A 15,003-nucleotide genomic window follows, 5' to 3' on the forward strand; every position below is an offset into this window, starting at 1 on the left:
CCTCAACGAACTCGACATGGCGTTCGAGGGACGTCTCACCACGCCAATGGACGCATCCGAGTAGCCGAACCAATCCGACGCAGGATCAAATAGGCTTAATAGCCGACAAGCCACCACAAATCTGATAGACCCGATCCAGCCGCGCCTACCTGATCAGCACCGCCCACACCGACACTCTCGGCGCCTTCGCCCTGTGGGCCAAAGTCACCGCCACCGGCGCCTGGACCATCGCCTACCAGACCACCAGCGCCTGGAACACCAACGCCACCACCGCAGGCATCACCATTCACGTGCTCTAACACGCTGGTCGGGGCCGGGAGCCCACCACTGCGGGCCCCGGCCTCCGAGACGAATCTCATCCGGGCTACGTCATGTAGCTGCCCACGGACGGGCTCCGACACCGGAAACCCCGTCAGCCCCGGGTTACGCACCTTCGGGTCCGTCCAGCCGGACCTTCGAGGCGCTGACGAACTCTGTCGGCCCTGCCCCGCACTCTCCCAAGGACCCCAACCATGCCCGCCCTCCGTCGCGCCGCAGTCCTCCTCACCTCAGCGGCTGCCGCCACCCTGCTCGCAGCCTGCAGCTCAACCGCCCCCCATACCGCGCCCGCCGCAACGATCACGCCTCACACAACATCAACCGGTACCGCCGACCCAGCCACTGCGGCACGCAGCACGCAGTTCACCCAGATCCAGGCTGAGATGTCCCACGCCATGACCGCCGCTGGCCTGAACACCACTACCGCGGAGAACATCCACCCCAAGGGTTCGCTGACCAGCGTCAAATACTGCCTCAACAGCTTCCTGCTCCTCGTCCCTGCCGCCCAAGCAGACCAGGTCGCCACCTCACTCGGGGACTCCATGAAGGCGGCCGGCTGGGCCGTCGACACCACGGCGGCGACGGGCACCATCGCTCTGGACCGTGGCGAGTGGGTCCTCACCATCACCCACCAGACCGCCGGCACGGACATCGACCCGGCTACCGGGAAGATCCGCACCGGCCCGATGAGCTTCTTCCAGGCCAAGAACACCTCGTTCGAATGCTCCTGACATGACGACACAATCGACCAGCCTGACCGCCCAAGTTCGACCACTGCACCGGTGATCCCCATGCTCCGCCGCAGCTCAGCCCGTTCGTTCGCCCGCGCAGCGGCTACCGCCGTGCTTCCCCTGCTGTTCGCCGGTTGTTCGGCTGCCTCCGCTCCCAACGAACTCCCATCGGGCGGCAGCAGCCGCGGGACGATCACACCTGCTCTCGCGGGCCAGCCCATCCCCGCCCTCCAAACGGCGTGGAAGCAGGTCGCGTCTCTGACCACGGCGCACATCAGGGGCTGCCTCACCCTGCCAGGTCAGACCGCCCGCTGCCTGGACGGAGTAGTCGACTGGGGAGCGGATGCCGGCATGTCCGCCGACCTCTCCGGCGGCCCGAACTTCAGCTTCCTCGACCAGAGCAGCGGCACCAACATCCTGATGGACAAGACCACCACCTACCTGCGCATCGCAGACCACTTCGCGCAGACCGGTCAGCACGGCAAACACTGGCTACGCGCGCCGATCGGAGCCAGGAACGGTGCGCCGGAGCACACCATGTGGGGCGACATCGAAGACCTGCAGCACGAGCTCTGGCCCGGCAGCAGCCTGAACGTCCTCGCCGATCACCGTGGAACCCAAGACCTGGGTACCGAAACCATCGACGGCGTTCCCGCAACTCACTACCGCGGCCAGGTGACCGCGAAGGAGGTAACCGCCCACGTGCCCGCGAGCGCGGCGGTCCGCGCCGGCATGCTCCAGCGCCTGCTCGCCTCGGGCCGCACCAGCAACACCATCGACATCTGGCTCGACCAGAGTGGCCGGCTGCTCCGCGACAAGGAGACCGTGCCCAGCTCAGCGGGGACCACGGTCATCGACCGCACCTACTCCATGTTCGGCACGCCCCGGGACATCCAACCTCCGCCCGCCCAGGACACCGCCGAGATGCCGCCGAAGCAGTCCACCGCCTGAGCCAGGCCAGGGGCCGCCGAAACGATCCCGGCCTCCGACGTGGCGGGCACCCCCCGACGCACCGTCAGCCCCGAACAGCCGCTGCCGTCAACCCGGAGTACGAAGCGGCGGCTTGCTGGGAACACAACATGGCTTCTGGGGACACCGAAGAGGAGAGACACCATGTCCATGGGACTCGCCGGCCTGCCCGGCGGAGAATGGATGATCAAGGACGCGAAGGGCCGGAAATACAGCTACGACTCGGAACACGAAGCCCTCACCGAACTGGCCGAATACGGCGAGGGAGCCAGCATTTGGACGCGTGACGTCTACCGGTTCGTCTTCATCACCAGAAGCCTGCGCGGATGGCAGCAAATACACCCTTCAGTCGGGTGACACCCGAAGGCTGAGCCCGGTGGGTTCTTCGACGGCTTCGTTGCCAGGTAGCCCGCGATTATGCTGCTGGCCCGACCGGGCCGCCCCCAGGGCGGCGCGGCGAGGCAATCAAGAGTCGGCAGCTCTCCACGTGACAGCCCCACCGTGGGCGCGAACTGTACGACCGCGGATGCGGTCCTCGCCGCCGTGGGACTCACGCGCGCCGACCTCGCGCTGCGGGACAGCGACCAGGTACTCGGCGTGGGTCCGTGGCTCAGCCCGTGTCCGCTCGGCCAGGCGTTCGGCGGCGTCCGGCAGCACCGGGGACCTCATCGCGCGGGCGCAGAACGCAAGGTCGGAGGCGGTCTGCTGGGCGGTGCGCGGTCCAGGCCCGTTGGCCTTGGCAGTTGAGAGGGGATTCGGCTCGGCGGCATGTTCGTCGGTGGCGAGGCGAGCGGTGGGGGCCATCAGTCCTCCTCCCACCCAGACCCTCAGCCATCCGCGGGCGGCGGAGCGGGTTCACAGAACGGGCGATGAGAGGCACACAACTCCAGGCAATCCGGAAGACGACTGCCAGCCTTCGATTGGTTCTCGGCAGTGATCGCGGGCGGGGGCCGGCGCTGGAGGTGGAGCTGCAGCGTCGGGCTGAGGCAGGGATGGAGTCGATGCTGGGCATCCGCTTCCTGGCGTCGGAGTACCCGGCGGGGCCGTGGCATCGGGGCCGGATCGACACGCTCGGGCTCGACGAGAACAACACCCCGGTGGTGATCGAGGTCAACTGGACCGCGGGGCAGAGCGTCTCCAACCTGGTGCTGGTACCGGCCAGGAGCGGCAAGGTAGTGATCACGAACCACAGCGGGGGCAGCGTCGACCTGCTCGGTGACTTCGAGGGACTGTCCCTCAACTACTGACGACCGGGAGCAGGGACTCGGGCGCTCACTGCCCGTTCGGCGTGGTGAGCTGGACCTGGCGGAGGAATTCGGCGTTGCTCGTCGTCTTCCTCAGCCGGTCCAGCATCAGCTCGACGGCCTGCTGCGGAGCCTGGGCCGCGAGCGCGCGGCGGAGGCGGTGGAGAGCGTCGAGTTCGTCCGGGTGGGTCAGCAGTTCCTCGCGGCGGGTGCCGGTCGGGGCGGGGCTGATGGCGGGGAAGACGCGCTTGCCGGCGAGGGCGCGGTCGAGGCGGAGCTCCATGTTGCCGGTGCTCTTGAGTTCCTCGAAGAAGTAGTCGTCGGCGCGGGAGCCGGTCTCCACCAGCGCGGTGGCCAGGATCGTCAGCGAACCGCCGTCCTCGATGTTGCGGGCGGCGCCGAAGAACTGCTTCGGTCCCAGCAGGGCGCTCGCGTCGACGCCACCGCTGAGCGTGCGGCCGTGGCCCGCCGTGGCGATGGTGTTGTGGGCACGGCAGAGGCGGGTGAGTGAGTCGACCAGCATCACCACGTCCTGGCCCGCCTCGACCAGGCGCTTGGCGCGCTCGACCGCGAGCGCGGCGAGCATCGTGTGCTCCTTGGCCGGTCGGTCGAAGGTGGAGGCGAGCACCTCGCCGCGCACGGAGCGGGCCATCTCGGTGACCTCCTCCGGGCGCTCGTCGAGCAGCACCACCATGAGGTGGCACTCGGGGTGGTTGCGGGCGACGGCATCCGCCAACGACTGCAGGATGACGGTCTTTCCGGTCTTGGGCGGGGCGACGATCAAGCCGCGCTGGCCCTTGCCGACGGGCGCGAGCAGGTCGATGACCCGGGTCGTCAGCCGGCCGGGCTCGGTCTCCAGGCGCAGCCGCTCCCGCGGGTGCAGCGGGGTGAGCTCGGCGAACTTCGGGCGGCCCGAAAGCGCCTCGGGCGCACGGCCGTTGACGCGGGCGATGCCCCCTGGTCCGGCCTCGACGAGGTCGCCGCGGCGCAGTCCGTAGCGTCGGATCTGCTGCGCGCTGACGGTCATGTCGTCGGGCCCGGGGAGGTAACCGCTGGTGCGCAGCACGCCGCGGTTGCCGTCGAGGTCGAAGACCCCTGTGGTGAGAGTGAGTTGAGTCTGGGTCTGGGTCTGAGTCGGGGATTCGAGAAGGGTGGTCACGCGAAGTCCTTTCGCGGAAGTGATGAAGGCGGGCCACGGAGTCGCCGTGGCGGCCTGGTGATCGGGGAGCAGGGCGGCGATGGACGCCGACGGCTGCTGCCCGGGTGGAGAAGAAGGACCACGCCTGGTCGCCGGTCACGGAGAGGACGGGCTGCATCAGGAGTGTCGGTGGAACGAATCAGCACGGGCGCCGAAAGTACGGGGCGATCTCACATGCTGCTTGCCACCATAGCAGGCTCCGCAAGCATGCGGTCTACTCTCGGGTCCATGACCGATTCCCCCTGGGCCACCATCGCCGACCTTGAGCGGTGGCTGACCGAGAGCAGCCCGGTGCCCGAGCAGACCCATCAGGCCAGGCAGACCGGGCTGATCCTGCAGATTCTCAAGATCTCCGAGGAGGCCGGCGAGGTCGCCGAGGCCGTGATCGGGGCGATGGGTCAGAACCCGCGCAAGGGCTTCTCGCACAGCTGGGAGGACGTGCAGAACGAGCTCTGCGACGTGATCATCACCTCGATGGTGGCGCTGACCAGGCTCAACCCCGATGCGGGGACCGTGTTCGCGCGGCATCTTGAGCGGGTCGCCGAGCGCGCGCTCGGGCCGTCTCGATGACGACGGAGGGTTCGCAGCCGTAGCGCAGGACGGCGGCCAGCGCGCGGACCGAGGCCCGGTCCGCGGAGGTCCGCAGCGCGGACGGGCGGGGCAGACCCAGTTCGGCGACCGCCCAGCGGGGCAGCAGGTCGACCGCGCCGTCGACCAGGATCCGCAGCGCCGCCGCGCCGCCGGGAGCGGAGATCAGGGCGCCGGGCGTGCGCAGGAAGGTGACTGCGGCCAAGGCCGCCTCCGTGGCGGCCAGTTGGGGGCGGACCTCGCGCAGGTAGGCGTGGACCTCGGCGAGTGAGCGGGGCACGTCCGTCGCGCCCAGACGCTCTGCGGTGAGGGCGACCTCGTCGAAGTAGCGGTCCTGCTGGGCCCGGGTCAGCGGCTGGCGGGCGTAGCGCTGGTAGCCGGCCAGGAAGCAGGTGGTCTCGGCGACGTGGACCCAGCGCAGCAGGTCGGGGTCGCCCGCGTCGTAGCGGCGGCCGTCGGCAGCGGTGCCGCGCACGTACTCGTGGATGCGACGCACCCGGGCGATGGCGGCCTCGGCCTCGGTGGTCGAGCCGTAGCTGGTGACCGTGACGAAGCCGGCGGTGCGGTTGAGCCGGTCGATCGGGTCCTCGCGGTAGAGGGAGTGCTGGTCGACGCCGGCCATGGCCAGCGGGTGGAGCGACTGCAGCAGCAGGGCGGCGATGCCGCCGGTGAACATGCCGGGCAGGTCGCCGTGCACCAGCCAGACGACACTGTCCGGACCGAAGAGACCCGGATCGCCGGACGGGCGGTCGTAGCGCGTCAGATCCAGGCCCTGGCCGTGGACTGTCGCGTAGACCTGTCGCCTGATCCGCTCACGGAGCCACACAGTTCCAGTTGTACTCCCTGGATCCAAGGTTTGCCAGGCGACAGGCAAGGGAAATCTAAGCAAATAAGTAGATGGGCCTTGTGATCCACGGCTCACTATGGCGAAATAACGCCATTCGTCCGTTTTGTCCTTTGCCCGTATGCCGAGACGCGTGCCATAGTCGGGGAACGGAACGCCTCCGACCCGAGCGCGTCCGGACGCCGCAGCGGCAACACCCCCTTGGCCGCGCGGCCCAATGCAGGGGCCCCTGATCGACAAAACGATCCCGGGGCCCCGCATTGCATTGGACCCCCACCCGCGGGCGGCGCTAGACCGCCGCTGTGCGCACCTTGAGCTCGAACCACACCGACTTGCCCCGCGACAGCAGGTCCACGCCCCAGCGGTCGGCCAGCAGATCCACCAGCCGCAGCCCGCGCCCGGCGTCGTCGTCCGCGTCGCCTTTGATCAGACACGGCAGCGCCCGCGAGGGATCCCGGAGCTCGACCCGAACCCTGCCCGAACCGCGCAGCACGCGCAGCACAAAACTCCGTCCGCCTGTGTGCCGCACCGCGTTGGCCACCAGTTCGGCCACCAGCTGCTCCGCCACCTCACCGAGGCCGCCCAGTCCCCAGGACTCCAGGGCGGACAGGGTGAGCCGGCGGGCGCGCGCAGTGACGCCGGGAGCCGCGACTAAACAGGCCCCGTCGCCCTCCGGCGACAGCAGCCGGGCCAGCTCGTCGAGCTCGGCGGTCGGCGCGGTCTCCACAGCCTCAATGATCACTGTCTGCTCCCGCGCCACTTCACCCTGTACTGCCATGAGCCCATGATGGCGTCTCCGAGCCGCCTCGGGGAGCGCAATCGGCAAAAAATCATCTATTGCTTGAGGCATATGCCAAATCGGTTTGCATACGCGCAGCTCAGGCGTGGCAGGCCTCGTCAAACAATCCGGCGCGGGATCAGCGGAAGGATCAACAGGTTCAGCGGCGGACCGGGGGCGGTCAGTTGAACTTCGCCTTGCCCGGGCCCTCTTCGACGAAGCTGCGCATCCCGATCTCGCGGTCCTCGGTCGCGAACAGGCCCGCGAAGAGGTTCCGCTCGATGGTGAGACCGGTGTCGAGGTCGGTCTCGATTCCCCGGTCCACCGCCTCCTTCGCGGCGCGCAGCGCGTACGCAGGGCCGGCGGCCAGCTTGGCGGCCCAGGCGTGGGCGGTGGCGAAGACCTCCTCGGCCGGGACGACCTGGTCGGCCAGGCCGATCCGGTAGGCCTCCGCGGCGTCGATCATGCGACCGGTGAAGATCAGGTCCTTGGCCTTGGCCGGACCGACCAGGCGCGAGAGCCGCTGGGTGCCGCCTGCGCCGGGGATGAGACCGAGCAGGATCTCCGGCTGGCCGAACTTCGCGTTGTCGGCGGCGACGCGGATGTCCGCGCAGAGCGTCAACTCGCAGCCGCCTCCGAGCGCGTAGCCGGTGACCGCGGCCACGACCGGCTTGGGGATCCGGGCCACCGCGTCGAAGGCCCCCTGCAGCGCGCCGCCCCGCTCCACCATGTCGGTGTAGCTCATGCGCTGCATTTCCTTGATATCGGCCCCGGCCGCGAAGACCCGCTCGCCGCCCCAGAGGACCACCGCGCGCACGTCGGCGCGCGCGGCGGCCTCGTCCGCGACCTCCTTGAGCTGGTCCTGCATCGCGATGTCGAGCGCGTTCATCTTCGGCCGGTCCAGCCGGATGACGCCGACAGCGTGCTCATCGACCTCGAGCTTCACGAAACGGTCCATCTAAGTGCCTCCCCGGGCGGGATGAGAGAAGCGGCGCAGAGTGAACCGATGTTAACGCGCGAGCGCGGTCAGTCGGACGTCGCGGTCAGTTGGACGTCCAGGCCGACCAGCTCAGGTTCCAGCCGTTCAGGCCGTTGTCCGCGGAGACGATCCTGTCCGGCGAGTTCTGCACCTGGACCACGTCGCCGATGATCGAGCTGCCGTAGAACCAGGCGGCCGGCGTGTTGGGGTCCCCGCCGCCCTGCACGTCCCGGAGGCCGACGCAGCCGTGGCTGGTGTTCTCACTGCCGAAGACCGAGGCCGGACGCCAGTAGTTGCCGTGCACGAAGGTGCCGGAGGTGGTGAGCCGCATCCCGTGCGGGACGTCCTTGATCCGGTACGCGTTGCCGAGGCCGACGGTCTGCGAGTTCATGTCGACGGTCGGGTCCTTCTCGGTGATCACCATCTTGCCGTTGTAGGTGGTGTGCTGCGGGTCGCCGAGGCTGGCCGGCAGCTGCTTCCGCACCACCCCGGGCGCGGAGTAGACGGTGAGCGTGTGCGCGTTGTTGTCGGCGACGCTGACCTGGTAGCGGCCGATGCTGAAGCTGACGTCCTTGTTCTGCTGGCCATACGTGTCCTGGCTGGTGCGCACGCCGTTCAGGTGCAGGTGCAGGGTGACCTTGGTGCCGGGCGCCCAGTAGCTCTGCGGACGGAAGTCCACCCGGTCGTTGCCGAACCAGTGCCCCTGCACGTCCACCGCCGGATCGGCGGTGACGGTGACGCCCTTGAGCACCGCGGCTTTGTACGAGTCGGACACGGAGGAGGTGAAGTTGAGCGAGACCTCCATGCCGACGCCGTAGGTGTCGCCCGGATTCACGTTGAAGTTCGCGATGTCAGTCGCCGAGGGCGTCAGCGTGGTGAAGGCGGAGCGGTCCGTGACGGCCTTGCCCTGCGCGTCCGTCGCCGTGGCGACGACGCTGTACTTCGTGCCGGTGTGCAGCGCGCCACTCGGCGTCCAGCTGCTGCCGTCACCTGCTATGGAGCCGTCGATCTTGCTGCCGTCGTCGCCGGTGACGGCAATCTGGGTGAGCTTCCCGGAGGCCGCGCTGACCTTGAGGGTGCCGTTGGTGTCGACGCCGGTCGCACCGTTCTTCGGCAGGATCGTCACCACGGCAGAGGAGTTGGCCTCGGCGGACGCGCTCGGGCTCGAACTCCCGGATGCCCCCGCTCCCGCCGACTGGCTGTGGGCGCTGCTGGTCCCCCCGCAGGCCGCGGCCGCGAGTATCGCGGCCCCGGTGCCTATCGCGACCAGACCCCGCCGGACGCTGCTGTGCACGAACAACCGTCTCTCCCCTCCCGGATGGCGCCATGGACCAGGTCGCAATGGACCATGGTGGCGCCGCACCGCCGCGAGCATATCCCGGCAGGCTGGGTACTCCCCGAATGTATTGACGCCGCCAGGGAGCGAGAGGTTGCTGCCTACTTGGCCGGGTTCGCGATCCAGTCCTTCCAGGACATGTTCCAGCCGCTCATCCCGTTGTCCGGAGAGACCTGGTCGCCGGACGAGCCGACGACCTGGACGACGTCCCCGATCATCGAGTGGTCGAAGAACCAGCCGGCCGGGGTGGAGCCGCTGCGGCCGCCCGGGGCGTCGTACATGCCGATGCAGCCGTGACTGGTGTTCACCCGGCCGAACACGGAGGCCGGACGCCAGTAGACGCCGTGCACGAAGGTGCCCGAGTCCGTGAGCCGCATGGCGTGCGGGACCGCGGGGATGTCGTACTCGCTGCCGAGCCCGACGGTGTGCGAGTCCATCCGGGTGACCTGATCCTGCTCGGAGATCACCATGACTCCGTCGTAGGTGCTGTGCCCTGGCCCCCCGGCGGAGATGTAGAGCGTGCGCAGGGTGCTGCCGTCGCGGACCACGGTGAGCGTGTCGGCGTCGGTGTCGGCGGTGCTGACCTGGCTGCGGCCGATGGTGAAGACGATCCGCTTCTCCTGCGTGCCGTAGACGCCGGGGGCGCCCTCGACGTGCCGCAGGTGCAGCGCGAGCGTGACGGTGGTGCCGGGGGCCCAGTAGTGCTCGGGGCGGAAGTCGACGCGCTGCGAGTCGAACCAGTGCGGCACGACCGGCACGGCGGGGCTGGCGGTCACGCTGATCGCGCGCTGGACGGCGGCGCGGTCGGCGATCGAGCGGTTGAAGCGCAGCGTCACGATGAAGCCGACGCCGACGGTGCTGTGGTCTTCGGGGTTGTAGAAGGCGATGAAGGTGTCCTTCGGCACGAAGGTGGTGAAGCTCGCGTGCTTGGCGGCCTGAAGGCCGTCCTTGTCCGTGGCGACCGCGTCGAGGGTGTAGCGGGTTTCGGGCAGCAGCTTGCCGGTCGGACGCCAGCCGGTGCCGTCGGGGGTGACCGTGCCGGCGACGGCCTGGCCGTCGGCGTCCTTCAGCCGCACGTCGGTGAACCGGCCCCCACGCACGGCGGCGAGGACGCCGCCGACGGCCGGGACCTCGGCTGCGCCGTCCCCGGGCGTGAGCGTCACCTGCGCGGCGGACACGCGCGCGGCGTCGTTCGCGCCGCCTCCGGAGGAGCCGGAGCAGCCGGCGAGCAGAAGCGTTGCCGGCAGCAGGGCCATTGCCACTACCCGCTTGATCGGTCCGGCCCACAGGTTCACGTACAACGCCTCTCGCTCCTTGCTCACTCGCTCCGCGAGGATCAACGAGACGCGGATCCAGCAGGACACGTGTGGCAAGCGAGCGAGTTGCACTATCAAAGGGGCGCGAGGAACTGCGCGACAAGCCACCAGCATGCGGATGGTCCTCAACGAGCAGGGCCATCCGCACGGGGTGGTTTCTCGCGCAGTTCCCCGCGCCCCTGGAAATTGCAACTGGCTCCTCGTGCAGAAGCCTCGCGCCTGGGCGGTGCAACTGCACCCAAGAGGGGAACTTATCCGTAAGCCGGGGGATCGGGACGTCCACCGGGACGGGGAGGTGCTGGTCATGGCGGTGCCCGCGGAGCTGCGACTGCCGCAGGAGGAGCCGGACCCCGACGCTGGGGAGGCTCGGGCCGCGCGGGAGCGCGTGCTGCCCGGCAGTTGGCAGCCGCTGGGCGCGCGCTTCCACCAGGGCCCGGACGGGCGGCCGGGGACCAACTTCGCCGTGTGGGCGGGCGGCGCCGAAGGCGTCGAGCTGTGCCTGTTCGACGACGAAGGCCAGGAGAGCCGGCACACCCTGCGCGAACAGTCCTTCCAGGTCTGGCACGGCCACGTGCCGGAGATCCGTCCTGGCCAGCGATACGGGTTCCGGGTGCACGGGCGCTGGGACCCGTGGACAGGTGCGCGCTGGAATCCAGCCAAGCTGCTGCTCGATCCCTACGCCAGGGCCGTCGACGGCCCGTTCGTGCTGCACGACGCCGTCTACGGCCACGTCAGGAACTGGCCCGAGGCCGACGTCGCCGACACCGTCAGGGACAACCGCGACTCCGCCCGCTACATGCCGAAGGCCGTCGTCGTCCACGACACCGACGACTGGCTGGACGACCGGCGTCCCAAGACGCCCTGGGCCGACACCGTCCTCTACGAGCTGCACGTCAAGGGCTTCACCCGGAACCTCCCCGACGTCCCGCCCGAGCTGCGCGGCACCTACGCCGGGCTGGGCCACCCCGCCGCGATCGGGTACCTGACCCGGCTCGGCGTCACCGCCGTCGAGCTGCTGCCGGTGCACCAGTTCGCTGACGAGGAGCATCTGCGGCGGCGCGGGATGGGCAACTACTGGGGCTACAACAGCATCGGCTACTTCGCCCCGCACGGCGCATACGCGGCGGGCGGGACCAGGGGCGAGCAGGTCGGCGAGTTCAAACGGATGGTCAGAGCCCTGCACGCGGCCGGGATCGAGGTGATTCTCGACGTCGTCTACAACCACACCGCCGAGGGCGGCGAGGCCGGCCCGACCTGGTCGTTCCGGGGCCTGGACAACGCCGGCTACTACCGGCTGCAGCCGCACAACCGGCGCGCGTACACGGACTTCACCGGCTGTGGGAACAGCCTGGACGCGACCCAGCCGCAGGCGCTCCGGCTGATCACCGACTCGCTGCGCTACTGGGTCACCGAGATGGGCGTCGACGGCTTCCGCTTCGACCTCGCGGCCACTCTCGCCCGGACCGGCTTCGACGTCGACATGCACGCGCCTTTCCTCTCCACGGTCTTCCAGGACCCGGTGCTCAGCCGGGTCAAGCTGATCGCCGAGCCGTGGGACGTCGGGCTGGGCGGCTACCAGGTGGGCAACTTCCCTCCCCTGTGGACCGAGTGGAACGACCGCTACCGCGACACCGTCCGCGACTTCTGGCGCGGCGCGCGCCCCGACGTGCGCGAGCTCGGCTACCGGCTGGCCGGCTCCTCCGACCTGTACCAGCGCGGCGGACGGCGGCCCTTCGCCTCCGTCAACTACGTCACCGCCCACGACGGCTTCACCCTGCGCGACCTGGTCTCCTACAACGGCAAGCACAACGAGGAGAACGGCGAGGAGAACCGCGACGGGACCAACGACAACCGCTCCTGGAACTGCGGGGCCGAGGGCGAGACCGACTCCCCGTCGATCAGGGCGCTCCGCCGCCGCCAGCTGCGCAACCTGACGGCGACGCTCCTGCTCTCGACCGGTGTGCCGATGCTGCTGGCCGGAGACGAGTTCGGGCGTACCCAGGGTGGCAACAACAACGCCTACTGCCAGGACAACCAGGTCGGCTGGATCGACTGGTCGCTGCTCGACTCGGACGAGTGGCGGCCGCTGCACGAGCTGACCACCCGGTTGATCCGGCTGCGCCGCGAGCACCCGGTGCTGCGGCAGCGGGCCTTCTTCTCGGGCCGCCCGGCCCATCCGGGCGGCCTGCCCGACCTGACCTGGTTCACCGCGCGCGGCCGGGAGATGACCGAGGCCGACTGGTACGCGCCCGGCGCGACCTTGGCGATGCTGCTCTCCGGCGACGACCTGACCGAGCGGGACGCCTGCGGTGATCCGCTGACGGACGACAGCTTTCTACTGATCCTGCACGCGCACCACCGGGCGATCCGGTTCACCCTGCCGGGACTGCCGTGGGCGCGCTGCTTCGAGACGGTCGTCGACACCTCGGTCGAACAGCAGGCGGCGCCGGACGGTCGGCACTGGCCGGCCGGCGAGGCGATCACCGTGCCGGGCCGGTCGGTGCTGCTGCTGCGGGTGTGCGCGGACGACGGCCGGTAGCGGGAGCCGTCAGGAGGAGGGGCGGTCAGTAGCCGTAGCCGCCGGACGGCGCGGGCTGCGTCGGCGCAGGCATCGTTGGCGCAGGCTGCGTCGGCGCGGGCTGCATAGGCGCCGGCTGCACCGGCGCGGGCTGTGTCGGCGCAGGCATCGTCGGCGCAGGCATGGTGGGCGCGGGCTTCGCGGGGGCCGGCTTCGTCGGCGCGATGCTGGTCTGGCCAGCGGCCTTGAGTGAGTGCCAGGTGAAGCTCTGGCCGCCGAAGGCGTCCTTCGCACCCTGGCCGTACGCGTCACCGGCATCGCCGTCCCTGACGAAGGTGTACAGCGGGTGGCCGGCCGCAGTGAGCTGCTTGCTCCCGTCCGGCCGGGTGGTCGTCGAAAAGGTGACGCCGCCGACCGCCTTGGGGGTGGCGGACACCGTGACGGGGACCCAGACCATCGCGCAGTCGTGGGTGCAGAGGATCTTGGCCGTGCTGTCCTGGTCGTCGAAGTAGACCGTCTTTCCGTTGGCGTCGATGACCGTACCGACGCTGCCGAGTGTGTGCGTGCTGAGGGTGACGGGCTTCGCGGGCGCGGCCGGGGTCGAGGGGGCCGCAGGAGCCGGGGTCGAGCTCGGCGGCTTGACCGAGTTGGAGGTCGAAGCCGTGGCGGAGCATCCCGCCGCGACGGCGCCGGTGAAGAGCGCGGCGAGCACCAGAAGTCGAGGTTTCATGATCATATCCTTGGAGCCGGGAGTCCTTGGGGCTGGGAGTCCTGCCTGCCCATACGCCCCGCCCGAGTGAGTGGTTCAGTCGAAGAAACGGCCGTTGCCTGTTGAACCCTCCGCCCCTGGCGCGCGTACTTGAGGTGTGGACCACGCACCGACCCCGGACGCGGCCTTCGTGTCCGCGCTCTACGCGCGCTACGGACGGTCGGTGCTCGGGCACGTCCTGCGGCTGGTGCACGGCGACTACCAGCGCGCGGAGGACCTCACCCAGGAGACCTTCCTGCGCGCCTGGCAGCACCGCGACTCGCTCGACCTGGACCGGGCCGGGCCGTGGCTGCACACCGTCGCGCACAACCTGGTCGTCTCGGCCTACCGCAAGGCGAAGGCCCGGCCCGCCGAGGCGCCCTTACCGGACGACGAACGGGGCGGTTTCGAGGACGCCGGCGGCGAGGCCGAGCTGGACCGGATGCTCGAACGCTGGCAGCTGCTGGAGGCGATGCGCGGCCTCAGGGTCGAGCACCGCGAAGTGCTGATCGAGGTGTACTACCTGCGCCGCAGCGTCGCGGAGACGGCGGAGCACCTGGGCATCCCGGTCGGCACGGTCAAGTCCCGTTGTTACTACGGGCTGAGGGCACTACGGAACGTTCTGGAGGAGAGAGGAGTGACATCCCGATGACGCCATGCGAGGAGAGCGTGCAGCTCGGCGCCTACCTGCTCGGGGCCCTCGATCCCGAGGAGCGGTCCGCGCTGGAGCGTCACATCGCCACCTGTGACCGGTGCAAGGCCGAGCTCGTGGGCATGGCACCGCTGCCGGGCCTGCTCCGGCACACGCCGTTCGAGGAGCTGGAGGAGACGGCCTCGGCCGCCGAGTCGCTGACGCCGTCCCGTCGGCAGGAGCCCACCAGCGGGGCGAGCGTCCCGCCGCAGCGGCACCGGCGTCCGCGTCGGCGGGTGCTGGTCGCGGCGGGCCTGGCGCTGGCCGGAGCCGCGGCGGTGGCGGGCGCATGGGTGTACGCGGGGGGCTTCCGTTCCTCGCCGCCTGCGCCCCCCGCCGCCGCGGTCACCTGGACCGCCCAGGACCCGACGACGCACGTGAGCGCCGCCGCCGCGCTGACGCCGGAGAACTGGGGCACCCAGATGGACCTCGAGCTGGGCAATCTCCCGACCGGCATCACCTGCCATCTGGTCGTGCACGCCAGGGACGGACGCGCGGAGACCGCCGGAACCTGGGGTTCGGGCTACGGCGCCAAGGCCGACATCCCGGCGTCGACCTCCATCAGTCCGTCCGACATCTCCAGCCTGGACATCGTCGCCTCGGACGGAAAAGTCCTGGTCCACGTGCAGGGGTGATCCGGCGCGGGACATGTAAGGGGTGGAAATTGGGATGAGGGCTGTCAGTGGTCCGGTCTAGGCTCCCGGACGATGCCCCGAAAACGTCCCACACCCTGGATGCCGAGCTG

The 15,003-nt window shown here is 69.8% G+C and carries 16 protein-coding genes; 8 read left to right on the forward strand and 8 right to left on the reverse strand.

Features of this window, described 5'->3' with window-relative positions; translation table 11 throughout:
• Positions 1-701 precede the first annotated feature (701 nt).
• The 3 genes from ABIA32_RS09390 (at position 702) to ABIA32_RS09400 (ending at position 2,375) form a co-directional block, all read left to right on the forward strand.
• Positions 702-1,049, forward strand: a complete 348-nt coding sequence (locus tag ABIA32_RS09390; RefSeq protein ID WP_370093520.1) for a hypothetical protein — start codon at positions 702-704, stop codon at positions 1,047-1,049.
• A gap of 351 nt (positions 1,050-1,400) precedes the next feature.
• Positions 1,401-2,000 carry a hypothetical protein gene (locus ABIA32_RS09395; protein WP_370093521.1) on the forward strand — a complete coding sequence of 200 codons (600 nt, stop codon included), beginning with the start codon at positions 1,401-1,403 and terminating at the stop codon, positions 1,998-2,000.
• A gap of 162 nt (positions 2,001-2,162) precedes the next feature.
• A complete protein-coding gene (locus ABIA32_RS09400) occupies positions 2,163-2,375 on the forward strand; it encodes a hypothetical protein (protein WP_370093522.1) in 213 nt (70 codons plus the stop codon).
• A gap of 108 nt (positions 2,376-2,483) precedes the next feature.
• Here the strand turns inward: ABIA32_RS09400 and ABIA32_RS09405 are convergent, their stop codons facing one another.
• Positions 2,484-2,822, reverse strand: a complete 339-nt coding sequence (locus tag ABIA32_RS09405) for a hypothetical protein (protein ID WP_370093523.1) — start codon at positions 2,820-2,822, stop codon at positions 2,484-2,486.
• Positions 2,823-3,010: 188 nt separating this feature from the next.
• Here ABIA32_RS09405 and ABIA32_RS09410 point away from each other — a divergent pair, with 188 nt between their 5' ends.
• Complete coding sequence (locus ABIA32_RS09410) at positions 3,011-3,265, forward strand: hypothetical protein (RefSeq protein ID WP_370093524.1); 255 nt, start codon at positions 3,011-3,013, stop codon at positions 3,263-3,265.
• Between the two features lie 25 nt (positions 3,266-3,290).
• Here the strand turns inward: ABIA32_RS09410 and rho are convergent, their stop codons facing one another.
• Positions 3,291-4,421 (reverse strand): transcription termination factor Rho, encoded by a 1,131-nt coding sequence (gene rho / locus ABIA32_RS09415; RefSeq protein ID WP_370093525.1) that lies wholly within the window; start codon positions 4,419-4,421, stop codon positions 3,291-3,293.
• A gap of 267 nt (positions 4,422-4,688) precedes the next feature.
• Here rho and ABIA32_RS09420 point away from each other — a divergent pair, with 267 nt between their 5' ends.
• Positions 4,689-5,030, forward strand: a complete 342-nt coding sequence (locus ABIA32_RS09420) for a MazG-like family protein (protein WP_370093526.1) — start codon at positions 4,689-4,691, stop codon at positions 5,028-5,030.
• On the opposite strand, the gene ABIA32_RS09425 is transcribed toward ABIA32_RS09420, so the two are convergent.
• From ABIA32_RS09425 to ABIA32_RS09445, 5 genes are all read right to left on the reverse strand, one after another.
• Positions 4,954-5,874, reverse strand: a complete 921-nt coding sequence (locus ABIA32_RS09425) for an oxygenase MpaB family protein (protein WP_370093527.1) — start codon at positions 5,872-5,874, stop codon at positions 4,954-4,956. The two genes, ABIA32_RS09420 and ABIA32_RS09425, sit on opposite strands and share 77 nt — an antisense overlap.
• 307 nt (positions 5,875-6,181) lie before the next feature.
• Positions 6,182-6,670 carry an ATP-binding protein gene (locus ABIA32_RS09430; protein WP_370093528.1) on the reverse strand — a complete coding sequence of 163 codons (489 nt, stop codon included), beginning with the start codon at positions 6,668-6,670 and terminating at the stop codon, positions 6,182-6,184.
• Between the two features lie 181 nt (positions 6,671-6,851).
• Positions 6,852-7,628 carry an enoyl-CoA hydratase/isomerase family protein gene (locus tag ABIA32_RS09435; RefSeq protein WP_370093529.1) on the reverse strand — a complete coding sequence of 259 codons (777 nt, stop codon included), beginning with the start codon at positions 7,626-7,628 and terminating at the stop codon, positions 6,852-6,854.
• Between the two features lie 85 nt (positions 7,629-7,713).
• Positions 7,714-8,943, reverse strand: a complete 1,230-nt coding sequence (locus ABIA32_RS09440) for an Ig-like domain-containing protein (protein WP_370093530.1) — start codon at positions 8,941-8,943, stop codon at positions 7,714-7,716.
• A gap of 143 nt (positions 8,944-9,086) precedes the next feature.
• Positions 9,087-10,307, reverse strand: a complete 1,221-nt coding sequence (locus ABIA32_RS09445) for an Ig-like domain-containing protein (protein ID WP_370093531.1) — start codon at positions 10,305-10,307, stop codon at positions 9,087-9,089.
• Between the two features lie 298 nt (positions 10,308-10,605).
• Between ABIA32_RS09445 and glgX the strand changes: the two genes are divergently transcribed.
• On the forward strand, positions 10,606-12,840 hold the full coding sequence (gene glgX / locus ABIA32_RS09450; RefSeq protein ID WP_370093532.1) for a glycogen debranching protein GlgX: 2,235 nt from the start codon (positions 10,606-10,608) through the stop codon (positions 12,838-12,840).
• Positions 12,841-12,865: 25 nt separating this feature from the next.
• Here the strand turns inward: glgX and ABIA32_RS09455 are convergent, their stop codons facing one another.
• Positions 12,866-13,549 carry a hypothetical protein gene (locus tag ABIA32_RS09455; RefSeq protein WP_370093533.1) on the reverse strand — a complete coding sequence of 228 codons (684 nt, stop codon included), beginning with the start codon at positions 13,547-13,549 and terminating at the stop codon, positions 12,866-12,868.
• A 136-nt stretch (positions 13,550-13,685) separates the two neighbouring features.
• Between ABIA32_RS09455 and ABIA32_RS09460 the strand changes: the two genes are divergently transcribed.
• Together ABIA32_RS09460 and ABIA32_RS09465 are read left to right on the forward strand one after the other, a co-directional pair.
• Complete coding sequence (locus ABIA32_RS09460; RefSeq protein WP_370093534.1) at positions 13,686-14,219, forward strand: sigma-70 family RNA polymerase sigma factor; 534 nt, start codon at positions 13,686-13,688, stop codon at positions 14,217-14,219.
• Positions 14,216-14,893: an anti-sigma factor gene (locus ABIA32_RS09465; RefSeq protein ID WP_370093536.1), complete on the forward strand. Its 678-nt coding sequence runs from the start codon at positions 14,216-14,218 to the stop codon at positions 14,891-14,893. Before ABIA32_RS09460 ends, ABIA32_RS09465 begins: the two co-directional genes overlap by 4 nt.
• The last annotated feature ends 110 nt before the right edge of the window (positions 14,894-15,003 follow it).

The organism is Streptacidiphilus sp. MAP12-20 (assembly GCF_041262525.1).
In the GTDB taxonomy this organism is placed as follows: Bacteria; Actinomycetota; Actinomycetes; order Streptomycetales; family Streptomycetaceae; genus Streptacidiphilus.